Annotated in this window: 18 protein-coding genes and 1 pseudogene; 2 read left to right on the top strand and 17 right to left on the bottom strand. The window is 67.7% G+C overall.

The annotated features are described in order from the left end of the window. Positions 1 to 141: 141 nt before the first annotated feature. The 17 genes and pseudogenes from BLR75_RS04565 to mhpB all read right to left on the bottom strand — a co-directional run bounded on the left by BLR75_RS04565 (position 142) and on the right by mhpB (position 20,871). The gene (locus BLR75_RS04565; RefSeq protein WP_084313913.1) at positions 142 to 1,542 is read right to left on the bottom strand and encodes an amidase; all 1,401 of its coding nucleotides are present in this window, start codon (positions 1,540 to 1,542) and stop codon (positions 142 to 144) included. Beyond that, on the bottom strand, positions 1,539 to 2,402 hold the full coding sequence (locus BLR75_RS04560) for an alpha/beta fold hydrolase (RefSeq protein ID WP_084313914.1): 864 nt from the start codon (positions 2,400 to 2,402) through the stop codon (positions 1,539 to 1,541). Before BLR75_RS04560 ends, BLR75_RS04565 begins: the two co-directional genes overlap by 4 nt. Before the next feature lie 54 nt (positions 2,403 to 2,456). After that, a complete protein-coding gene (locus BLR75_RS04555) occupies positions 2,457 to 3,794 on the bottom strand; it encodes an aromatic ring-hydroxylating dioxygenase subunit alpha (RefSeq protein ID WP_084313915.1) in 1,338 nt (445 codons plus the stop codon). A gap of 474 nt (positions 3,795 to 4,268) precedes the next feature. After that, positions 4,269 to 5,273, bottom strand: a complete 1,005-nt coding sequence (locus BLR75_RS04550; RefSeq protein ID WP_084313916.1) for an AraC family transcriptional regulator — start codon at positions 5,271 to 5,273, stop codon at positions 4,269 to 4,271. A 414-nt stretch (positions 5,274 to 5,687) separates the two neighbouring features. Next, positions 5,688 to 6,221, bottom strand: coding sequence for a cupin domain-containing protein (locus BLR75_RS04545; RefSeq protein WP_084313917.1), 534 nt, complete (start codon positions 6,219 to 6,221; stop codon positions 5,688 to 5,690). Positions 6,222 to 6,282: 61 nt separating this feature from the next. After that, positions 6,283 to 7,389 (bottom strand): alcohol dehydrogenase catalytic domain-containing protein, encoded by a 1,107-nt coding sequence (locus tag BLR75_RS04540; RefSeq protein ID WP_084313918.1) that lies wholly within the window; start codon positions 7,387 to 7,389, stop codon positions 6,283 to 6,285. A 90-nt stretch (positions 7,390 to 7,479) separates the two neighbouring features. Next, positions 7,480 to 8,733, bottom strand: coding sequence for a DUF1329 domain-containing protein (locus BLR75_RS04535; protein ID WP_084313919.1), 1,254 nt, complete (start codon positions 8,731 to 8,733; stop codon positions 7,480 to 7,482). Between the two features lie 20 nt (positions 8,734 to 8,753). Beyond that, entirely contained in the window at positions 8,754 to 10,358 is a 1,605-nt protein-coding gene (locus tag BLR75_RS04530; protein ID WP_084313935.1) for a DUF1302 family protein, read from the bottom strand. Positions 10,359 to 10,429: 71 nt separating this feature from the next. Next, positions 10,430 to 12,805, bottom strand: a complete 2,376-nt coding sequence (locus BLR75_RS04525; RefSeq protein WP_084313920.1) for an efflux RND transporter permease subunit — start codon at positions 12,803 to 12,805, stop codon at positions 10,430 to 10,432. Between the two features lie 34 nt (positions 12,806 to 12,839). Then, entirely contained in the window at positions 12,840 to 13,886 is a 1,047-nt protein-coding gene (locus BLR75_RS04520) for a WD40/YVTN/BNR-like repeat-containing protein (RefSeq protein WP_245726101.1), read from the bottom strand. Positions 13,887 to 14,108: 222 nt separating this feature from the next. Beyond that, complete coding sequence (locus BLR75_RS27275; protein WP_371858142.1) at positions 14,109 to 14,960, bottom strand: methyl-accepting chemotaxis protein; 852 nt, start codon at positions 14,958 to 14,960, stop codon at positions 14,109 to 14,111. A gap of 12 nt (positions 14,961 to 14,972) precedes the next feature. Next, positions 14,973 to 15,143: pseudogene (locus tag BLR75_RS27270) on the bottom strand (HAMP domain-containing protein); the annotation flags it as partial. Between the two features lie 1,017 nt (positions 15,144 to 16,160). After that, entirely contained in the window at positions 16,161 to 17,171 is a 1,011-nt protein-coding gene (gene dmpG / locus BLR75_RS04510) for a 4-hydroxy-2-oxovalerate aldolase (RefSeq protein ID WP_084313923.1), read from the bottom strand. Beyond that, positions 17,168 to 18,100, bottom strand: a complete 933-nt coding sequence (locus tag BLR75_RS04505; RefSeq protein WP_084313924.1) for an acetaldehyde dehydrogenase (acetylating) — start codon at positions 18,098 to 18,100, stop codon at positions 17,168 to 17,170. The genes dmpG and BLR75_RS04505 overlap by 4 nt, the downstream gene beginning before the upstream one ends. A 140-nt stretch (positions 18,101 to 18,240) precedes the next feature. Next, positions 18,241 to 19,029, bottom strand: coding sequence for a 2-keto-4-pentenoate hydratase (gene mhpD, locus BLR75_RS04500; RefSeq protein ID WP_084313925.1), 789 nt, complete (start codon positions 19,027 to 19,029; stop codon positions 18,241 to 18,243). Between the two features lie 13 nt (positions 19,030 to 19,042). Further along, entirely contained in the window at positions 19,043 to 19,906 is an 864-nt protein-coding gene (locus tag BLR75_RS04495; RefSeq protein ID WP_084313926.1) for an alpha/beta fold hydrolase, read from the bottom strand. 20 nt (positions 19,907 to 19,926) lie between these two features. After that, positions 19,927 to 20,871, bottom strand: a complete 945-nt coding sequence (gene mhpB, locus BLR75_RS04490) for a 3-carboxyethylcatechol 2,3-dioxygenase (RefSeq protein WP_084313927.1) — start codon at positions 20,869 to 20,871, stop codon at positions 19,927 to 19,929. 204 nt (positions 20,872 to 21,075) lie between these two features. Between mhpB and BLR75_RS04485 the strand changes: the two genes are divergently transcribed. Next, the gene (locus BLR75_RS04485; protein ID WP_084313928.1) at positions 21,076 to 22,080 is read left to right on the top strand and encodes a hydrolase; all 1,005 of its coding nucleotides are present in this window, start codon (positions 21,076 to 21,078) and stop codon (positions 22,078 to 22,080) included. Positions 22,081 to 22,161: 81 nt separating this feature from the next. Further along, entirely contained in the window at positions 22,162 to 22,575 is a 414-nt protein-coding gene (locus BLR75_RS04480) for a GNAT family N-acetyltransferase (RefSeq protein ID WP_084313929.1), read from the top strand. The last annotated feature ends 378 nt before the right edge of the window (positions 22,576 to 22,953 follow it).

Here is a 22,953-nt window from a genome sequence, read left to right as displayed (position 1 = left end):
GGTTTGGTCGCGGGCATGGCCCGCTCCTACAAGAGCGTCCCACCCGCTGTAGGAGCGGGCCATGCCCGCGACAGCCCTGTGCAGCCGATATGTCGCGCGCATGGCGCGCTCCTACAGGATGCGTGTCATCTACCCTGCGGATCAGAACCCGCTCGGCCTAACCCTGTGCCAGTCCGTCACCTTCTGCAGCGCCATGCCGGCGCGGCAGAGGGTGCCTTCGCCGCCCTTGCCGGCGATGAACTGGCAGCCGATCGGCAGGCCTTCGTCGGTGAAGCCGCAGGGCAGGCTGAGACAGGGGTGGCCGCTGACGTTGAACGGCGAGGTGAACTGGATCAGCCGGCGGTTGGCGTCCGGGTCCTGGGCCAGGTTGGCCAGTTGCTCGTGGGTCGGCGCGGCGTACGGTTGCACCGGGGCGAGCAGCAGGTCGACGTCCTTCAGCACGGTCTCCAGCTCGCCGGTGAAGCGCTGCGCGTCGAGCAGCACGCGCTGGTAGTCCATGCCGGACAGCGCGCGGCCGCCGTCGATCAGGCGGCTCAATGCCGGGCCGTATTCCGCCGCGCGTTGTGGATAGGTCTGCGCGTGGGCCACGGCGGTCTGCACGCCGCAGTGGATTTCCCAGTTGGCGCTCACCGCGCGGGTGTCCGGCACGCGCACGCGCTGCAGCACGCCGCCGCCGTCGCGGATGACCGCCATCACCTGTTGCAGCGCCTGCTGGATCACCGGGTCGACGCCGTCGCTCAGCCAGGCCTCGTCGATGCCGACGCGCAGGCCGCGGAAGGAATCCTCGATGCCGGGAATCTCCAGGCACACGCTGGGCAGAGAAGTCGGGTCCTTGGGGTCGTGGCCGGCGATGGTCGACAGCATGAACAGCGCATCCCGCGCGCTGCGGGTGATCGGGCCGATATGGTCGAGGCTGGCGGCCAGCTCGAAGGCGCCGTAACGGCTGACCCGGCCCCAGGTCGGCTTGAGCCCGGTGAGGCCGCTGGCGGCGCAGGGGAAGCGGATCGAGCCGCCGGTATCGCTGCCCAGCGACGCATAGCAGAGCCCGGCGGCGGTGGCCACGCCGCTGCCGCTGGAGGACGCGCCGGCCCAGTGTCCGGCGTTCCACGGGTTGTTCGGCGGGGTGATGTCCGGGTGGTGGATGGCGAAGGCGCCTTCGGTCATCTGCAGCTTGCCGAGCATCACCGCGCCGGCTTCGCGCAGGCGGGCGACCACGGTGGCGTCTTCCTGCGGGACGAAGTCGCGGTGGATCGGCATGCCGGCGGCGGTCGGCACGCCGGCGGTCCACAGCAGGTCCTTGTAGGCGATGGGGATGCCGTGCAGCGGGCTGCGGCACTCGCCGCGCATCAGTTCGCGCTCGGCTTCGCGGGCCTGCTGCAGCGCCAGCTCGGGGGTGACGCGGGCGTAGCTGTGCAGCTCGCCGTCGAGGCGGTCGATGCGCGCCAGCATGGCCTCGGTGACTTCCACCGGCGAGACCCGGCGGCTGCGGATCAGCAGCGACAGGTCGTACATGTCCAGGTAGTGCAGTTCGGAATCGCTCATTCATGGCCCCCGATGAAGGTCAGCGCGACCGCGTTGAATTCGTCCGGGCATTCGCTCTGCAGGTGATGCGCGGCGTTGCCCATGACGTGCAGGCGGGCGTCGGCGAACTGGTTGAGCATCAGCATCGGCACGTCGATGCCGCCGAACCAGTCGTGCAGCCCCCAGAGGATCAGGGTAGGTACCTGCACGCGGGAAAACATCGGCAGCAGGTTCTCCCACTCGCCGAAGGCGCCGGGCGTATGCAGCAGGTCGAGGAAGCCGGGATTGGCGCTGGCCTCGAAACGCAGGCGCAGGTTCTCGTCGTCGAGGCGGTCGTCGTCGTGCAGCTCGTAGCGGCGGATCAGCGCCGCCATCTTCTCCCGGCTCGGCCCGCCGTCGGCGAGGAAGTAGTCGGACATGATGTGCGCGGCGTGCTTGCTGAACAGCAGCAGCGGTTGCATGACACCGCGTTCCACCGGCTGCGAGGCGATCAGCAGCAGGCGGCCGATCCGCTCGGGATGCTCGGCGGCGAAGCGGATCGCCACGCAGCCGCCGAACGACTGGTTGACCAGATGTGCCCGGCGAATGCCCAGCGCATCCATGAAGCCGAGCAGCTTGCGCGCATGCCAGCTGAACACCGGGCCGTCCACCGGGACCATGTCGGACTGGCCGAATTGCGGGAAGTCGAGGAAGTAGCAGCGCTGGCGTTCGGCGAAGGCCGCGGCGCTCAGGCGGAAGTTGCTCCAGCCGGTGCTGCCGGGGCCGCCGCCGTGGGTGAAGATCACCGGCAGGCTGTCATCCGGTCCGGCGACCTCGCGGTAGTGCAGGCGCACGCCATCGACCGTCACCCACCGGCTGGTGGATTCGATTTCGTCGAGCATGGGGAATTTCCTTGGCGGGGGCGGTCCGGCGGAAGAGCCGGACCGCCGGGGACGTCACTCTTCCACGATCTGCCGGACCTTGTAGCCGGGGCGATGCCCATCGGCGGTGTCCTTGAAGATCAGGCTGGTGTTCTTCAGGGCTCCCGCCACGCCGCGACCCGGCTTGGCGATGCCGCGGTTCCAGCGCGAGGCCATCTTGCGCCAGGTGATCGGCGACACGTCGGTGGCCACCAGTTGCTCGTTGTCCCAGCCGGTGCCGTCGGAGTAGAAGTTCTGCATGGCTTCGCGGGCGTACAGGTCGCAGTCGTTGAAGCCATGCAGGCACAGCGGCTTGTACATGTAGTCGTAGCGGTACTTGAACTTGGTGCGCTCTTCGTCGGTGTTGCACACGCGCACCAGGATTTCCCAGTACTCGTGGGTGTCGTCGGTGATCGGCACGTACCACTCGTATTGCACCACGTGCTCTTCCGGCCAGTTCTCCACCATCAGCACGCCCGGCAGCACCACCGAGGTACGGTAGTAGCGGCCATTCAGGCCTTCCACCTTCAGGCCCAGGGGACCGTTCTCCAGGATCGGCTGCCACTTGTCGGTGAACAGCCACTGCATCAGGCCTTTCGGGCCGTTCTCGTCCTCGACCACGCTGATGCAGTCATCGGAGGTCGGCAGGATGCCCAGCGGCAGCACCCAGTCCTTGGCATGGACGATGGCGTTGTCCTTGTGCACCAGGATGTGCGCGTTGTCGAAACCGTTCTCGCAGGCGATCCGCCAGTTGCCGTAGCCGGTGCGGTGCATGCCGTGGACCACGGCGTTGTCATCGGCGACGCTCGGCGAGGCCGGCCACAGCGGATGCGGGAAGCGCTCGCTGTTTTCCGGGAAGCGGAACGGCAGGTCGTCGGTCAGCGGTGGCACGTCCGCGTCGGGGAAGTCGTCCTCGCGGACGAAGACGAAGATCATGCCGTTGATTTCATGCACCGGGTAGGTGGTGAGGCCGGTGGTGCCGATCAGCTTGTCGTCCGGGTTGGCGACGATGGTCACCAGGTCGCCTTTTTCCAGGTCGAAGGTGAAGCCGTGGTACCAGCAGGAAATGGTGCTCTTGTTGAAGCACATCGGCTTCTCGGACAGACGCACGCCACGGTGCAGGCACTGGTCCTTGAGCGCGTAGACCTTGCCGTTGACGCGGCGCAGCACGATCGGCACGCCGCAGATCTGGATGCCCTCGACCTGGTCCTCGGCCAACTCGTGGGTGAACAGCGCCGGATACCAGTGGTTGATGAAGCCCCAGGCGGCGTCCTTGTAGGGCTGGTACTGGCTCTGGGTCTTGGCGTTGTTGACGCGGGCATCGCTGATGCCGGTCTTGACCTGGCGACGGCGGATGATGGGCTGGTCGGACATGGGGGCTCTCCCGGTAGGCTGACAGGACAGGCACCGCTCCGTGCGGTGTTCGTGTGAGTCATCCTAGGAATCCGGGTCGGGGCTGACGCTCCCGGGACCGAGGGGGTTATCCCGCCAGTGCAGAAAATGCGGGAGCGTTTGTCGTAGGGGCAACTGTCTTGGTATCTCAACGCATTTTGTTCGCGAGCAAGCTCGCTCCTACAAGGAACACCGACTGCCGGTAGGGCGAATGATGCGACTCGGCACTGTTCTTCGTAGGAGCCAGCTTGCTGGCGAAAGCCGCACTATCCGGCCACACCGGCGCTGAAGGAAAACCGGATCGCCAGCAAGCTGGCTCCTACACACAAGGTGCAGCATCCGTATCCCGGATATCTTGCCGAAGACGTAGGAACGGGCCATGCCCGCGACCGGTTCCGCACCGGGAGCATCACGCAGAGAGGGGTGGACATCCCTGTCCTGAAGAACGGCTGAAGCTCAGCGCGCCAGCGTCTCCGACGGGCTTTCGCCGAAGCGGCGCTTGTAGTCGGTGGTGAAGTGGCCGAGGTGGCTGAAGCCCCAGCGGAAGGCCACCGCGGTGACGGTGGTGGTGGCAACGCTCTGCCGCTGCAGTTCCTCGTGGACGTGGCGCAGGCGCACTTCCTTCAGGTAGAGCATCGGCGAGGTGTTGCGGTAGCGGCGGAAGCCGCTGAACAGCGAGCGGCTGCTGACGCCGGCGTGCTCGGCCATGTCGACGATGGTGATCGGCTCGTGGGCGTGCTCGTCGATGTAGCGCTCCACCTTCTTGACGAACGACGGCGCGATGGTGGGGCCGGAGTCGGCCAGCATCTCGGCGCTGTAGTTGTGCGGCTGGCAGGCCAGCAGCATGGTCACCAGCGCGCTCTCGAACTGACTCGCGAGCATCGGCGGCAGGTCGCCGTCATCGGCGGAAATGCTGTCGTAGACCCAGCCGACCGTGCGCATCCAGTTGCGTCCCTGCGGCGTATCCAGCGGCATGGCCGGCTGGAACTCCACGGTCTTGCGCAGGGTGCGCCCCAGGTGCTGCTGGCAGTGGCGTTCGAGCAGGGCGCTGTCGACGCGGATGATCAGCTTCTCGGTGCCGGAGCGGTGCTGAATCTTCGACGCCCCGTGGATGTTGAGGATGGAGCCCATGCCGGGCCGGGAATCGACGCGCTGGTTGCGCCAGTCGATCAGCTCCTGGCCGCAGATGGGCATCTGCACCAGGGCGAAGGAATCGAGGTCGCCGGGTTCGATGGTGACGTCGCCGCCATAGCTCATGCGGCCGATGCCGACAGCGCCCAGGCGCTTGTAGTAGATGCGGGTGAGCACCGAGCCCTTGGCGTCGACGCTGCGCAGGCGGTTCTCGCAGAAGATCCGCTCGCCCCACTGGCGCGCTTCCTCGAGGTCATGCGTACGGCACAGCTCGTAGCGGGACAGCACCACGTCGGGCGGCACTGCGGGGGAAAAGTTCAAGCGGTCCATGTTGCACCCTCCACTGCCCGGTCACGGGGACCGGACAGGCAATCTCACGGTTTATGCGGTCCTCGGCGATGGGCCGCCGGGGCCATTTAGTTGTTTTCGCGAGCAAGGTCGGTGAGGTGCCGTTACCCGGTGTGCTTCCGGCTGGAGCGGGTGCACTGCGAGGAGGCGGGTGCTTCAGCATGGAGCGGGGGAACGGTTTGTCGACCTGCGCAAGACATTGGAACTACTGCAATTTCTTGTTATCTGCTGGGAATTTTCCGACTTCTGGAAAAAGAGCAAGAAGCATGCCCGCCGCCCTGCGCAACCGGCGGAAAACTGCCGGACGGCGGAGTGCGGCGGGCGGACTGTCGCGCACCGCTCTGGAATGCCGGTTCCAGCCCGGCGGCGCATGACGTTCACTTCCCTTTCCCGGCGCTAGCCACGTGACGCGCCGACCATCACGAAGAGCATCCGCGCCGGAGTGTTACCGGTGTTACGCCAGGCGTGGCGCGTACCCATCTGCACCACCACATCGCCCTGGCGCAAACGGGTGCTGCGGCCCTCGTCGAGTTCCAGGCAAAGCTCGCCTTCCAGCACCACGCCGTAGTCGATGGTGTCGGTGCGGTGGAAGCCGGGATTGTCCGCTTCGAAGAGTTCGCCGAGGCCCGGAAGCCGGGCGCACATTTCCGCAGCGGCGGCGGCCGGATCGAAGTCCACCGGCAGTGGCTGGTCCTGCGGCGGGAAGGTCACCAGCATGGCGCTGGTGCCGCCGACGCCGGGCAGTACCGAGCTTGCCGGTTGCTGCGACCCGGCAGCGGAAAGCAGCGGCTCGGCTTCGGTCTGCCAGACCAGCGCGGCGGAGAAGCCCGGCGAGTGGGTGAATTCCTCGTTGCCGGGAACCGGGCCGGCGCTGACGATCTGCGAGAGTCCCTGGCTGTCGTGGCCGGTGACGATTCGTTGTGCGGTCATGGTTCAGGTCACCTGCAAGGCTGGACGGTGGGGCGCCACGGCCGGGCGTGGCGCACACCGGTCACTGGTGGACGATATGGAAGTTGCTGAAGCCGCTGGCCTGGGTCTGGATGTCCTCCAGCGCTTCGTTCAGGCGTTCCAGCGGATAGGCCCGCTCTTCCAGCAGGGACAGGTCGAGGATGCCCGACTCGATCATGGCGGCCATCTCGTCGCCCTCGGTGGTGGTGAACCACAGCGAGCCGAGGTACTGCAGCTGGGCGCACATGAACGGGTGCGGGTCGATCGGGATCGGCCCGGCGACGCCGCCGATCTGCACGATGCGGCCGCCGCGCACGACGCCCTTCATGGCATCCACCGACAGCTCCGCCGGAGCCTTCGCGCCGAGGGTGTCGAGCATGGCGTCGACGCCGCCGGGGAGCATTTCCAGCACCTGCTCGTGGATCGTGCGGGAACCGATGCGGATCGTCTCGACGCGCTGCGGCGCCAGTTCCTTCAGGCGTTCCAGCGCGTTCTGGTCACGCGCCGCGACCAGCACCCGCGAGGCGCCGGAGGCCAGCGCCAGCAGCGCCGCGCCGACGCCGAGGGTGCCCGACGCACCGAGAATGAGGATGCTCTGCCCCGGCCGCAGCGCCGCCTTGCGGATCGCCGACCAGGCCGTGCCGAGGTAGCCGAAGCGGGTCGCCTGGGCAGCGCTGAGGTTGTCCGGCAGACGCACCAGGTTGGTGGCCGGCGCGGTCAGGTACTGGCCATATCCGGCATAGGGATATTTTTCGAAGATCGCCTGGGAACCGGGGCCGAAACCGAAGTAGCCCATGAAGGTGTAGGCGTCGCAGCGGGTGTTCTCGCCCTGCTTGCAGAAGCGGCACTCGCCGCAGCCGATGCCGGGGTTCACGTAGACGCGGTCGCCGGGCTTGAACGAAGTCACCGCCGAACCGACGGCGGCGACGGTGCCGGCCGAGTCCAGGCCGAAGATCGCCGGCAGCGCCGGCAGCGGCAGGAAGGGGTACCACTCGGGGAAATGGGTGGTGACGTTCTTCAGGTTGGGGATCACTCCGCTGGCCTCGACCCTGACCAGTACGTCGTGGGCGCCGGGCTGGGGACGCGGCACGTCCTCGACGCTGAAGCGCCCGCCGATCTCGTGCAGGCGCGCGGCCTTCATCATTTCCATTGTCGTTGTCCTCGGGCCTTGGCGGCAGTGCGCCGCCCGGCCGTGCTGGTTGAATGCGGCGGCCGTCGCGGCCGCCTGTGAGGGTGGGGATCAGCGGCCGGCCGCCTGCAGGGTCTGCAGGGAGAAGTTGCTGGCCTTGGCGTCGAAGTTGGTCTTCCAGCTCGCCGTGTCGATCAGCGACAGCGTGGCGTGGTTGCGCTGGAAGTCGATGACCGCGCTGGCGGTGGTGCGCACGTCGCCGTCGGCGATGTTGGAGTAGGAGTGGAACTCCAGGAATTTCCAGAACTCGCCTTTGCGGTCATAGGCTTCGGCGTAGTAGAAGCGCGGGTACTTCACGTCCATGTACAGCACCTTCTTGCTGTACGGGTGCACGGACGGCGTGATCGCCTCGATCACGTAGACCTCGCGCGGCTCGAAGCCGTTGTTGTTCAGGTTCCAGTACGGCGGCTGGTCGTCCAGCACCGGGTATTTCTCGGCGAAGGTCTTGCCGTCCGGGTTCCACAGGCCGGTCTTGCTGTTCGCCGCGGCGAGCACCCAGCGCTTGCCGGCCAGCTTGTATTCCGGATACCAGCAGGGACGGGCGTTGAAGGCGTCGAGGTCGTCCTGCAGCTGGTCGGAGGAGCCCACCGGGTCCATCCACGCGCCGCCGGACAGCCGGCGCACGCGGCGCACCGCAGGGATGTAGGCCCACACGTCGTTGACCTTCTCCGAGTCGTACATCTGCGTGTAGGTGCCGAGGCCCTTCATGTCCGACGGCGCCTTGAAGTACAGGAGCTGGCGGCCGCGCTCGCTGCCGTCGCCCTCGACGGCGTTGCCGTTCAGGCGGCCCTTCATGGTGTAGCGGCTGAACTCGGCCACCGGGTCGGCGTGGATGCCCTTCTTGCCGTCGATCAGCAGCTGGGTGAATTTCGGCACCTGGGACACGTCGCCGACCAGCTGGCCGAGGTGCCAGTTCCACATCAGCTTCTCGGCGACCTGCGGGTCCTTCAGGTCGACGTTGGGGAACGGCTCGCCGGCGCTCCAGCCGTCCACCCGGCAGGCTTCCTTGTTGATCGTGGTCTTGCCGGCGTTGGCCTGCGAGGCGGCGACCCAGCGCGGGTCGATCTTCACTTCCTGGGACTTGACCAGCGGCAGCTTCCAGCCGTTGTTGCGGATGCGCCATTCCATCTTCTCGGTGAGCAGGCTGGCGATGCTGTGGCCTTCGAAGGTGTCGTTCCTGATCTGGTCGATGTTGGCGGCGGAAATCACGGTGCCTGCCGGCACCTCGGCGGCACCGGCGGCGCCGGCTGCGGCGATGAGGCTGGCTGCCAGGGCCTGGCGCAGGGCGAAGCGGGATAGGTTCATGGCGAAGTCTCCGGTGTGGCTCAGAAGAGATAGGTCAGGCTGGTGTAGATCTGGTCGCGGTTGTGGAAGTAGCCGAACAGGGTGGTGCTGTCGCAGGTCGCGGCGTTGCCCGGGGTGCACTTGTCGCCGTCGCGCCATTCGTCATCCCAGAAGGCGTCGTACTCGATCTTCCAGCGCACCTTGCTGCTGAGCTCGAAGGTCACCGAGGGCACGGCGAAACCGCCCTTGTTGGTCAGGTCGGTGCCCAGCACCAGCTGCGGGTGGATGCGGCCGCTGGCGTAGCTGAGGTCGAAGATGGTGGTCGCCAGGGTGGTGTGTTCCTTGACCTTGCCGCCCCAGCCGACGCTGTAGAGCAGCTGGTCGTCGTCGTCGAAGTTCTGCACCCATTTGTCGAAGATCTGCACGGAGAAGAACATCGGCTTCTCGGTGCCCAGCAGCGACTGGGTGAAGGCGAAGTTCTTGTCTATGCGCAGCATCGAGGCGAGCACGTCCTTGCGGGTGAAGCCGTCGAAGCCCGGCGCGACCAATTGGCTGATCAGCGTCGGCACCTGCGCCTGGAACTGGTACGGCGCGTCCTTGATGTAGGCGATCTCGGTGCTGAACACCGCGTCGGCCCAGTCGGAATAGGTGCTGCCGGTGAGGCCGAAGATGTCGACGATGGGGTAGATGACCTCGCCGGCCACGCCGCGGGTCTTGCTGGTGCCCTGGGTTTCCGCGCCGGACGGCAGGTCCGGCCGGCCGATCAGGCGCAGGTCGTCGGAGGCGTTGAGGATCGGCGAGTTGTAGAAGGTGCGCAGGTACGACAGCGAGTAGTTGTAGTCGCCGGCCATGCCGCTCCAGCGGATGCCGCCGGTGACGTCGCGGTAGTCGCCCTCGTCGTTCTCGAAGTTGTACGGGTCGATGTTGCGGAAATCGACGCCGGCGTAGGGCTGGCTCGACCAGCGTCCGCCGTAGATGTCCAGCTCGGTGCCGATGTCGTCCTTGGCATCCAGGCCCGGACGCAGGAAGACTTCCAGGCCGCCCTGGGCTTCCGGCACGTCGATGTTCATCTTGATGATGTTGTTGGTCTTGCGCAGTTCCTCGTTGGCCGGCTGCAGGAAGCTGCGCCAGGTGTAGTCGAAGCCGTGCACCAGGTCGTTGGCGGCGAAGAAGTCGGTTTCGCCCCAGGCGATCTGCTGCTTGCCGATGCGGAACGAGGTGCGCTCGCCCACCGGGAAGTCGACGTACAGCTCGCGGATCTCGGCGCGGTCATAGAGCTCCATGATGTCGCCGCGGCCGTCGGCCTCGTGGTAGTTGTTCGCGCCGAGCTTCTCCAGGTGGTCGAGGAAGTTGGTCTTGATCTCCTTCACGCCGCGCAGCTTGGCCACCACCGAGACGTTTTCGGCGGCCTTCCAGTCGAAGTTGAGCTGCGCGGTGGTGCGCGCCATGGAGAGCTTGCCGCGGTCGTCGTAGTCCCTGGTGTCCTGCCAGTTCTCGGTGTTCCAGGACAGCTCCTCGCGCAGATAGCCGTCGAACTTGAAGTCGTCGTCCGCCAGCAGCGGCGTGGCGGCGGAGGACAGGGCGACCGCCAGGGCGATCTTGTTGAGCGGGGCGCGCAGGCGCGCCGTGGAAGTGCAGTGCTTCACGATGTTTCCCCTCGGGTGAGTGGCAGCGAGGAACCGTTGGCGGTTCTTGTTGTTGTCTTTCATCGTCCGCCTCAGGCCAGGCCCAGCGGGGCCGGCGCGGCGTCTTGCGCGGGTTGCGCGCTCCGCTCGCCGAAGATGAAGCGCGGGCGGAACACGTAGATCAGGGAAGGCATGACGAACAGCGCGGAGATCGCCGAGACGCTCAGCCAGATGGCCATCAGCAGGCCCATCTCGGCCTGGAAGCGCAGGGACGACAGCCACCACAGCAGGGTGGCGAGGATCAGCACGCTGGCGGTGACGATCACGCCCATGCCGGCGGAGTGCAGGGCCTGGTACACCGCATGTTCCGGGCTGCTGCCGGCGGCGATTTCTTCCTTGATGCGGTCGGCGATGTAGAAGGCGTAATCCACGCCCAGGCCGATGCCGAGGGCGGCCACCGGCACGGTGTTGATGTTCATGCCGATGCCCTTCCAGCTCATGAAGGCGAAGGTCAGCATGTTGGAGATGATCACCGGGACCATGAACAGCATGCCGGCCACCGCGGAGCGGTAGACCGCGGTGCAGAGCACGGCGAGCACCAGCAGGGCGAGGGCGATGGCCTCGATCTGGCTGGAGAGGATGATCTCGTTGACCGCGGCCATCACCCCGATCACGCCGCCGGCGAGCTGCCAGTGGCCGGTGGACAGCGGGTTGGCGGCGATGAATTCCTTGATGCGGGCGACGGCGGTGCGGATGGTCTCGCCCTGGCGGTCGCGGAACATCAGGGTCACCGAGCCGTTGGCGTACTTGGTGTCGGTGAAGCGGTCCATGTCGCCCGGTTCGGACACCGAGTCGAGCATGGCGGCGAGGCTGCCGTTGATCGCGTCGCTGTCGCTCAGCTCCAGGTAGCGCGGGTTGCCTTCGCGCAGGCTGCTGTTGACCTGCGGCAGCACGTCGGCCAGGGACAGCGAACCGCCGATTTCCGGCTGCGCCTCGATGAAGCGCTGGAAGCGGTTCATCGCGTGCAGCGCCTCGTTGGTCTTCACCAGGTTCGGCTGGTTGTCGTCGCCGAGCACGATGAACATGCGGTCGACGCCTTCGAAGCGACCGTTGATCGCGGCGGAGTCACGGTTGTACTGCGACTCCGGCCAGAGGATCGGCGAGCCCGGATTGGCGTCGCCGATCTTCAGGTTCAGCGCGTACAGGCCGGCGCCGATCACCACCAGCAGGCTGCCGCCGAGCACCACGTAGCGGCCGCGCGAGAGGGTGACGCGCACGGCCAGGTCGAGCACCCTGCGCAGCGCCGGCAGGCAGTCCAGCGGATGCGCGGTGCCGTGCGGACGGCGAATCCAGGAGAGCATGACCGGAGTGAGAATCACCGCGCTGACGGTCAGCGTCGACACCCACACCACCGACAGCACGGTGAGCTTCTGCAGCATCGGGATCGGGCTGAGAGCGACCACCGCCATGCACGCGGCATCGGCGATCACCCCGAGCATGCCGGGACGGAACAGGTCGGCCAGCGCCACGTGGGCGGCCTGGCGCGAGACGTCGGCGCCGGGCGGCAGCAGCTCCAGTTCGTCGTCGAAGCGATTGACGATCTGCACCGAGTGCGACACCGCCCGCGAGGTGATGAGCATCGCCACCACGATTACCAGCGGTTCGAAGTTGATCCCCAGCAGCTGGCAGATGCCCAGCGCCCAGATCGCGCTGACCGCGCCGGCCAGCAGCGGCAGGCACACGCCGCGCCAGGTGCGCAGCAGGAGGAACAGCAGGACCAGGGTGACGGCGATGGCGGCCAGCACCAGATGCAGGGTTTCCGGCACGTGGTGGTTGACCCAGCCGTACAGCATCGGGTCGCCGACCACGCGGATCTTCACGCTGCCGTCGTCGACCCTGGCGATCAGCCCGCGGACCTGCTCGAACACCTTGCCGTAGTCGACCTGGTTGTCGATGAAGTCGACGGTGATCAGCGTCGCCTGCAGGTCCTTGGACACGTAGGGCCCATAGACCAGCGGGTTGCGCAGCACGGCCTGCTTGAGCTCGTCCATGGCCTGGGCGTTGGCGGGGATATCCGGCCACATCAGCGGGCGGCTCTCGATGCCCTCGGTGGAGGCGCGGACTTCCTTGAGCTTCTTCGAGGCCAGCGAGGTGATCTGGTACTGGTTGACCGCGGAAACCTCGCGCAGGCCCAGGGTCACCTGGCGCACCTTGTCCAGCACGGAGGTCTGGAAGATGTCGCCGTCGTCCACCTCGAACATGATGGTGACCATGTTCGAGCCGCCGAAGGTGTCCTTGAACTTCTCGTGGGTCTTCACGTACTCGTGGCGCGACGGGAGCATGTCCTCGAAGACCGTGCGCACCTCGATGTGCAGGGCGAACCAGCTGAGGACCAGGGTCAGCGCAAACAGGATGCCCGCTACCCAGGCGCGCCGGCGGATACAGAAAGCGGCTATGCGTTCGATCATGTTGTCGTCTCGAATGAAGGGGCGAAGGCAGGGGTCAGGGTTTCAGCGGCGACCAGCGCTGGCCGTCCCAGCGGCCGATGCCGTCGCCGGCCAGCCAGACCTGTTTGCCGCTGGCCAGCGCGCCGGTGTGCCAGGCGAGGTCGCGCGGGTCGACGTTGCCGCTGCGCCAGGCGATGCCGTCGGCGGACGGCGTGCCGCTCACCCAGCGGCCGAGCGCGCCGAAGGCGAGCCACTGGTTGCGCTCGGCGCTCCACAGCACGTTGAACAGGTGGTCGCTGGTGCCTGCCTGAACCTGCGTCCAGTTGCGGCCGCCATCGCTGGTGACCAGCAGGGTGCCCTCGACACCGACGGCGACGCCGTTGGCGGCATCGCGGAAGCTCAGCGACATCAGCGAGCCGGGCACCGGCGCGGGGATTTCCTCCCAGTTCGCGCCCATGTCGTCGCTCAGCAGGATGCGGCCGAACTCGCCGACCACGACAAGACGGCCGCCTTCCAGCAGGGCGACGTCGTTCCAGGCCACGTCTTCCTCTTCGCGCAGGCGCTGCCAGCTCTTGCCGTAGTCATGGGAGGCGAGCAGGGCGCCCATCTCGCCGGTGGCGATGGCCAGGCCGTCCCTGCCGACGCGCACGCGGTTGAGCTTGTTGGCGATTTCCGAGCGCGGCACGTCGGCGGCTGCGCTCCAGTGCTGGCCGGCGTCGGCGCTGTACAGCACCACGCCGCCGTTGCCGACCGCCACCGCATGCCGGGCATCCCATACGGCGATGTCCTGCAGGGTCTTGTCGGTGGGGGTATTCAGGCGGGCGATCCGGCCGTCGTCGCCGATCGCCAGGACCTTGCCGTAGGAGCCGGCGGCCAGCACCGCGCCACCCGGCAGCTGGGCCAGGCCGTAGAACTGGTCGCGGCGCTCCAGGGCCGGCGGGGTGACGCTGCTGCCGACCGGCTGCGGCTTGATGAACAGGCCGGCCCAGAGCAGGCCGCCGATGATGGTCCACGGCAGCACCACCGTCAGCCCGTTCAGCGCCCGGCGGGCGACACCCGGCTGCGCAGCGACCGGAGGGGGTGGGGATGCTTCGATATTCATGAGTTTTGTCATGGCGTTGAGTCCGCACGCTGATGTCGTCCAAGGGCTGACGACTAGGCAGCTCAACTCTATGAAGGGGCTTCCGGCGGGACTATCCCGGCACTGCAGGGCTTATCCGCTGTGCGCAGATTAATGACCCGGGTCATGCGCTGGCGGGAGTGAATCGTTCGCGAGCCAGCTCGGCTGCCCCTGTAGGAGCGAGCTTGCTCGCGAACCCTGGACCTACAGCCTGAAGCGACTCACCAGCCCGTTCAGCCGCCCGGCCAGCGCGCGCAGGTCGAGGCTGCGCCGGTGCACCTGCTCGGCGCTGCGCGAGGCGTTCTCGGCGGAGTCGGCGATGCTCACCAGGCTGCGCGAAAGCTGCTCGCTGGTGGCCGCCTGCTGCCCGGTGGCGGTGGCGATCTGCTGGCTCATGTCGCGCACCTCGCCGATCATCCGGGTGATGCGCAGCAGCGCCTCGCTGGCCTGCTGCGCGCTGGCGACATTGGCCTGCGCCGTGCCACGGCCCTTCTCCACCATGCCCACCACGGTGCGCGTGCGTTCCTGGATCATCGCCACGCTGCGGTACACCTCCTCGGTGGAGGCATGGGTGCGCCGGGCCAGCGCGCGCACCTCGTCGGCGACCACGGCGAAGCCGCGCCCCTGCTCGCCGGCCCGCGCCGACTCGATGGCCGCATTCAGCGCCAGCAGGTTGGTCTGCTCGGCGATGCCGCGGATCACCGCCACCACCGAACCGATTTCCTGGCTGGCCTGGTCCAGCTGGCCGGCCAGCGTGGAAATCCGCTCCAGCGCCTGCGCGTCCTCGGCGATGGCCGCCGCCAGGCTGCCGACGAGGGCCTGCCCCTGCGCCGCCGCCAGGTCGCCCTCGCGGGTCGCCAGCGCGGCCTGGTCGGCGTTGCCGGCGACCTCCTCGACGGTGGCGGCCATTTCCTGCATCGCCGACGCGGTCTGCCCGACCTCGTCGCGCTGGGCGTCCACGCCGCGCCCCGAGCTTTGGCTTTCCTGCTGCAGTTCGGCGGCCGACTGCTGCAGGGCCTGGCCGGTGTTCTTGATCTCCAGCACCAGCTCGGCCATGGCGCCGAGGAAGCGGTTGAACTCGCCCGACAGCACGGCCAGTTCGTCGCGGCCGCGCACCGGCAGGCGCGAGCCGAGGTCCGCCTCGCCCGCCGCCAGTTGCCGCATCGCCAGCACCACCGCTTCCAGCGGCCGCGCCATGGCCCGGCCGAGCAGCAGGATCAGGCCGCCGGCGAGGAGCATGGCGAGGCTGCCGAGCAATAGCAGCTTCAGCGCCAGCGCCTTCACCGCGCCCAGCACGGCGGCGCTGGGCAGGGCCGCGCCGAACGACCAGGGCGTGGCGGTATCGCCGATGGCGACGGGCACCGCGAGCATGAACACTTCCTCGCCCATTGCCGGGGAGATGAAACGCAGGGTCAGGGAGGTGCCGTTGCGCACCGCGTCGGTCATGCTCTGCAGGTGCTCGCCGAGGAAGTCCGCCTCGGTCTCCGCCTCCTTGCGCCCCACGCGGGTGGGGTCGGGATGGGCGACGAGCGTCGTGTCGTGGGCGGTCAGTGCGACAGCGCCGACCCCCAGCGGACGCAACTGCCCCACTCGCTCCTGCAGTTGCGCCGCATCCAGGCCGATGCCCAGGCGGCCCACCACCCGGCCATCCCGGCGCACCGGCAGCCACAGGGCGATCACCGATTTCGACTTGCCGGCAAGCGGCAGGGAACGCGGCGGCGAGATGCTTTCCCGATCGCCGCTGCCTTCGCCCAGCGCCGCCAGCAGGGCATCACGCTGCGCGGCCGGCGCCGGGCGCAGGCCCTTGTCGTCGCGCAGCCAGAATGCCGGCTGCGCCCCGGTGGCGGACGCGGGTCGCCACCAGACGGCGCTGGCCTTCGGGCTGCTGCGCAATAGCGATTCGAGCAGCGGACCGGTATCGAGGCGGTCATCGCCGAGTTCGTGGGCGAGCATGTCGGCGGTGATCCGCGCGGCATGCAGGGCGCCATCGAAATAGGCGGCGATCTCCGCCGCCTGCTGGCGGACGATGGCGGTGACGGCCACCTCCGCCAGCGCCTCGGTGGATGCCTTGCTCGACTGGTAGACCAGCAGCACGGTCGCCAGGTAGATGAGCAGGGTCAGGGGCAGGATGGTCAGCAGCAGTTTGTTCTTCAGGGACAGGTTGGCCAGCATGAAAGCTCCTTGCACGCTGCGGGCCAGCGGCGGACCAATGCCCCTGGCCCGCCGTCATTTGCGCCCGGGGCCGGGCGCTCCATATCAGGCCTTCGACTTCAGCAGGTCCAGCGCCACGTCGACGATCATGTCCTCCTGGCCGCCGACCATCCGGCGCCGGCCAAGCTCGACGAGGATGTCGAGGGTCTTCAGGCCGTACTTCGCCGCGGCGATCTCGGCGTGACGGAGGAAGCTCGAATAGACGCCGGCATAGCCTAGGCCGAGGGTTTCGCGGTCGACCCGCACCGGGCGGTCCTGCAGCGGGCGGACGATGTCGTCGGCGGCGTCCATCAGGGTGTAGAGGTCGGTGCCGTGGTTCCAGCCGAGACGTTCGGCGGCGGCGATGAACACTTCCAGCGGCGCGTTGCCGGCACCGGCACCCATGCCGGCGAGGCTGGCGTCGATGCGGTCGCAGCCTTCCTCCACCGCGGCGATGGAGTTGGCCACGCCGAGGCTGAGATTGTGGTGCGCGTGCATGCCGGTCTGGGTTTCGGGATTCAGGATCGCCTTGAAGGCGCGCATGCGCTCGCGGATGTCCTGCATGTTCATGGCGCCACCGGAGTCGGCCATGTAGATGCACTGCGCGCCGTAGCTCTCCATCAGCTTGCCCTGTCGGGCCAGTTCTTCCGCCGGAATCATGTGGCTCATCATCAGGAAGCCGACGGTGTCCATGCCCAGCTCGCGGGCGTACTCGATGTGCTGCCTGGAGACGTCCGCCTCGGTGCAGTGGGTGGCGATGCGCACGATCCGCGCGCCGGCCTCGTAGGCATTCTTCAGGTCGTGCACCGTGCCGATGCCGGGCAGCAGCAGGGTGGCGATCCTGGCGTGGCTGATCTCGCCGGCCACCGCCTCGATGTATTCCAGGTCGCTGTGCTTGCCGAAGCCATAGTTGAACGACGAGCCCTGCAGGCCGTCGCCGTGGGCGACCTCGATGCTGTCCACCCTGGCCTTGTCCAGCGCACGGGCGATGGCGCGGGTGTCGTCGAGGCTGTACTGGTGGCGGATCGCGTGGCTACCGTCGCGCAGGGTCACGTCGGAGATATAGAGCTTTTTCATGCCGGGGCTCCCATCGACTGGGCCATGCGCTCGGCGGTGGCCAGCGCGGCGGAGGTCATGATGTCGAGGTTGCCGGCGTAGGCCGGCAGGTAATGGGCGGCGCCTTCCACTTCGAGGAACACCGAGGTCTTCAGGCCGGAGAAGCGGCCGTGGCCGGGGATGTTCAGGTCGCGGACTTCGTCGAATTGCACCTTCTGCTTCAGCCGGTAGCCGGGCACATAGGCCTGCACGGCGGCGGCCATCTCCTCGATGGAGGCTTCCACTTTTGCCTGATCGACCGCTTCGGACAGCACGAACACCGTGTCGCGCATGATCAGCGGCGGTTCGGCCGGATTCATGACGATGATCGCCTTGCCCCTGGCCGCACCGCCGATCACTTCGATGGCCTTCGAGGTGGTCTCGGTGAACTCGTCGATATTGGCGCGGGTGCCCGGGCCGGCGGATTTCGAGGCAATGGAGGCGATGATCTCGGCGTAGTGGACCTTCGCCACCCGCGACACCGCCGCCACCATCGGGATGGTGGCCTGGCCGCCACAGGTGACCATGTTCACGTTGGCCGCCCCGAGATGCTGCTCCAGGTTGACCACCGGCACGCAATACGGACCGATCGCGGCCGGGGTCAGGTCGATCATGCGCAGACCGGGCTTGTGGCCCCGCAGCAAGGCGTCGTTCTGCACATGGGCGGAGGCCGAGGTGGCATCGAAGACGAAGTCGATCTCGTCGAAGATCGGCAGGCGGGTCAGGCCCTCGACGCCTTCATGGGTGGTGGCGACGCCCAGTCGTGCTGCGCGCGCCAGACCGTCGGACGCCGGGTCGATACCGACCATGGCGCCCATTTCCAGATGCTGCGCATTGCGCAGGATCTTGATCATCAGGTCGGTGCCGATATTGCCGGAGCCGATGATGGCGACTTTGCGTTTCTTGCTCATGGGTTACCTCTAAAAAAGCATTCGATGAAGAGCGCTGGAAGGCTGGAGGCTGAACGACAAGCGGTCCCTGCGAGGGCGAAGGTCGGTGCTTTTTCGTCCAGCCTTCCAGCCTCCAGCGCTTTTTTCGGCTCTTATTAGCTCTATCCGAAGGTCACGGCGACCTGGCCAATGCCGTCGATCTCGGCTTCGAAATGGTCGCCGGCGGCCACCGCGACCATCGGCCCGAGGGCGCCGGTGAGGATGAGGTCGCCGGCCTTGAGCGGCTCGCCCAGGCGGGCCATGGTGCGCGCCAGCCACACGGCGGCATTCAGCGGGTGGCCGAGGCATTCGGCGCCGCTGCCGCTGGAGGCTTCCTCGCCGTTGCGGGTCATGCGCATGGCGGCGCCGCGCAGGTCGAGGCCGTCGATGCGGCGCGCCGGGCCGCCGAGCACGTAGCAGCCGCTGGAGGCGTTGTCGGCCACGGTGTCGACGAAGCGGATGTTCCAGCCGGCGACGCGGCTGCCGACGATTTCCAGCGCCGGCAGCACCCAGCCGGTGGCGGCCAGCACGTCGGCGAAGCTGGTGTCGGCGCGGGGCAGGTCGCGGTCGAGGATCAGCGCGATCTCCGCCTCGATCTTCGGCTGCAGCACCCGGCCGATGGGGACGACTTCGTTGTCGCCGTAGCCCATGTCGGCGAACAGGGTGCCGAAGTCCGGCTGGTCGACGCCGAGCTGCGCCTGCACCCTGGGATTGGTCAGGCCGATCTTGCGGCCGACCACGCGACGGCCGGCGGCCATGCCGTGGGCGACGTTGAGGCGCTGGATGGCATAGGCGGCTTCGCCATTGCCTTCGCCGATCAGTTCGCGCAGCGGGGCGACTGCCTCACCCTGGGCTTCGGCATGACGCAGGCCGGCAGCGATTTCTTCGAGAGTCTGTTGGGTAACGCTCATGCTTCACCTCGGCTCAGTGGCGCAGGAAATCCAGCACCAGGCGGTTGAACCTGTCGGCGTGCTCCCACTGCGCCCAGTGGCCGCAGTTGTTGAACACGTGCAGTTCGGAATCGGGGATGGCGGCGACCAGGCGCAGGCCGACGTCCATGGGCACGAAGCGGTCGTTGCGGCCCCAGATCACCAGGGTCGGCGCGGCGATCTCGCCCAGGCGCGGGCCGAAGTCGGGGAACTGCCTGGGATTGGCCGCCAGACTGGCGACGAAGTTTTCCAGGTGGTCGCGGCGGTTGAGCATGTTGTCCAGGCGGGCCTGGAACAGCTCCTCGGTGAGGTCGCTGGGGTCGAAGACGAAGACGTTCATCATCTTCTTCAGGTTGTCGATGGTCGGCTCGCGGTACAGGCCGTTGAGCAGCTTGATGCCCTCGGTGGGCATCGGCACGAAGGGACTGGCGCCGCCGGTGCCGCCGCCCATCAGCACCAGCTTGCCGACCCGCCGCGGATGATCGAGGGCGAAGGCCACGGCGCTGTGGCCGCCCATGGAGTTGCCGAGGATGTGCACGCGGTCGAGATCCAGCGCATCGACCAGGCCGTTGAGGATGCGGGCGTTGAGCTCGGAGCGCGAACCGCTGCAGACGATCGGGTCGCTCCGGCTCCAGCCCGGGCAGTCCATGAGGATCACCCGGTAGCCCGCTGCCACCAGCGGTTCGATATTGCGGCTGAAGTTGGCCCAGCCGCTGGCGCCGGGGCCGGAGCCGTGCAGCATCACCACGGTTTCGCTGGCGCTGCCCGGATCGCAGTCGTTGTAGTGGATGTTCAGCTCCACGCCGTCTTCCTCGACTCGGACGAAGCGGCTGCTGGCGGATTCGGTGAACGCGGTCATCGCGGTTTCTCCTGGCTGGTTCAGGCGAGCGGCTGCGCACTGAGCGCGCCGTATCCGGCGATCCACTCGGGGATCGGCCGGTAGTAGCGGTCGGTGGCCTGGTAGGGGCCGAAGGCGGACAGCGCGGCGAAGGCGGCGACCCAGGTCTTCACCTCGTGGGTCGACTTGCCGGCGATGGCCGACAGCTCGGCATTGCCGAGGCCGTCCAGTTCGGCCAGGCGGCCTGCGGCGAGGGTGTCGAGGAACTGCCGGTCCCACTCGGGATTGAGCGGATGCAGCGAATCCGGCTCCTCGACGAAGCGCCGGGCGGCATCGATCACCCGCTGCTGGCGCGCCTGGCGCTCGTCGGCCGGCAGGTGGCGGCCGCTGCCTTTCAGGCGGTCGGCCATCAGCCCCTCGACCTTGGCCAGCTCCGGCACCGGCGGCTGGTGCGACAGCCCGCCGGAACCGAGCAGCAGCACGCGCTTGCCGGTCGAGCGGGCGAAGCGGCCGACCGCTTCGCCGAGCAGGCGGGCGCGCTGGAAGCCGGGCAGCGGCGGGGCCACCGAGTTGATGAAGATCGGGATCACCGGGTAGCGCCGCAGGCCGCCGAGCAGTTCTTCCAGCGGCTGGGCGAAGCCGTGGTCGACCTGCATGCGGTAGGACACGGCGGCATCGATGCCGTCGGCCAGCACCGCCTCGGCGCAGCGCTCGGCCAGCGCCTGCGGCACGTCGATGACCCCGGCCGCGGTGCCGAAGTCGCCGATGGCGTGGGCCGCCATGCCGATGCAGAACGACGGCATCACGTCATAGAAGAAACCGTTGTAATGGTCCGGCGAGAACAGGATCACCAGTTCCGGATCGAAGCGCGCGATTCGCTCGCGGGCCGAGCCGATCACCGCGCCGACCTCGGCCAGCACGGCGGGCGCCGGGTCGAAATGACCGACCAGCGGCGTATGCGACAGGCATTGCAGATAAGCCTTCATCTGAGACCTCGTTTGTCAGCCACGACCGTCCAGGCCGACGGCAATGGCAGACAGACTCTAGGGAGGCGGCGGAGGCCGGGACTATCCCGCCAATGCAGGGCTTATCCGCTGTGCGCAGATTAATCGCGCGTGCCAGAATTGACGGGCAGGGCAGGGGTTTTCCATGCCCTGCGCACTCTCTCCCAGACGTCCTTCCGACCCGACATGTCCCGCGAATCCGCTCCCTTCGTCCCCGCCTGGTGGCTCCCCGGTCCGCATCTGCAGACGCTCTACAGCTCGTTCATGCGCAACACCCCGGCGTTGCAGCGGCAGCGCGAGCGCTTGTGGCTGGAGGATGGCGATTTCATCGACCTCGACTGGAACGGCCCGCACGAGGCGGGGACGCCGCTGGTGCTGGCGCTGCACGGGCTGACCGGGTCGTCCGGCTCGCACTACATCCTCGGCCTGCAGCAGGCGCTGGCGGCGCGCGGCTGGGCCAGCGTGGCGCTGAACTGGCGCGGCTGCTCCGGCGAGCCGAACCATCTGCCGCGTGGCTACCACTCCGGCGTCAGCGAGGACCTGGCGGCGGTGATCGCCCACCTGCGCGCGCAGCGGCCGATGGCGCCGCTGTATGCGGTGGGCTATTCGCTGGGCGGCAACGTGCTGCTCAAGTACCTCGGCGAAACCGGCGCGGACTGCCCGCTGCGCGGCGCGGCGGCGGTGTCGGTGCCGTTCCGCCTGGACCAGTGCGCCGACCGCATCGGCATCGGCTTCTCGCGCATCTACCAGGCGCACTTCATGCGCGAACTGGTGGCCTACGTGAAGACCAAGCAGCAGGCCTTCGCCGAGCGCGGCAGCCTCGAATACCTGCAGGTGCTGCAGGGCCTCGGCAACCTCGACGGCGTGCACACCTTCTGGGACTTCGACGGCCGGGTGACCGCACCGCTGCACGGCTTCGCCGACGCCCACGACTACTACCGGCGTGCGTCCAGCTACTACTACCTGGGCGGCATCCGCGTGCCGACGCTGATCGTGCATTCCAGCGACGACCCCTTCATCCACGCCGAGAGCGTGCCGCGCCGCGAAGAGCTGTCGGCTTCCACCCGGCTGGAACTGCTGGCCAGGGGCGGACACGTCGGCTTCATCGGCGGCTCACCGCGCCATCCGGACTACTACCTGGAGCGGCGCATTCCCGGCTGGCTGCTGGAGCTGCACGCCTGGGGCAACTGAGCGGCAGCTGCCGCAAATCAATCGGGTAATGTGAGAGAGTCAGCATTCTGAGGTTGAACCCAGGGGCAAGGAGTGAAGTTCATGGACAACCCGCAATTCACCTTGCTGCTCAACCCGACGCTCAGCGACGCCCAGTGCGCCGACATCGCCGCCGTGCACCGCGCGGTTCGCTGGGGACATCCCGGCTCGGCGCTGGATCTGCGCGATCTCTATGAGGACTCGAGCTACTCGCTGCTGGCCCTGGACGGCGAGCGAGTCGTCGGCCTGCTCCGTGCGGAAAGCGACAATCCGCAGACCACCTGGCTGGCGGAACTGGCCGTGCTGCCGGACTACCAGGGGCACGGTATCGGCAAGGCGCTGCTGGCGCGCTTCATCGCCGACCATCCGGGGACCCGCCTGTACACCGATGCCACCGAGGGGGTGGAGGAGTTCTTCCTGCGCCACGGCATCGGCCTGCGGCAAGGCTCGGTGCCGGGACCGAAGAGCAGGGTCTGAACGGCCGCGCCGGGGTGCCGTGGACGTGGTTCTGCAGGAGCAACTGTCTTCTGATTTCCCGCGTTCGCGGGACAGCGCTTGCGCTGAACGCACTTCAGTGCGGCCCGAAGGGCGAGCGCAGCGAGTAATGACGGATTTCTCGGGTAACTCCGTGCGACTCCCAACCCCGTCGTCCTCGCGAACGCGGGGATCCAATGGGCCGTGTAGGAGCGGGCCATGCCCGCGAATCGCGCGCATGGCGCGCTTCTACCGGTCGGGGTACGGCTCTGTTTTCGTAGGAGCCAGCTTGCTGGCGATCAATTGGTTTCCCTGTGCACAGCGTTGCCGGCTGGTACCTCGGATCGCCAGCAAGCTGGCTCCTACAGGTTCGGTGTGCTG

The organism is Pseudomonas jinjuensis, from assembly GCF_900103845.1.
In the GTDB taxonomy this organism is placed as follows: Bacteria; Pseudomonadota; Gammaproteobacteria; order Pseudomonadales; family Pseudomonadaceae; genus Pseudomonas; species Pseudomonas jinjuensis.
Note: the sequence above shows the minus strand (reverse complement) of the source record. Positions and strands in the feature narration are given on the sequence as shown.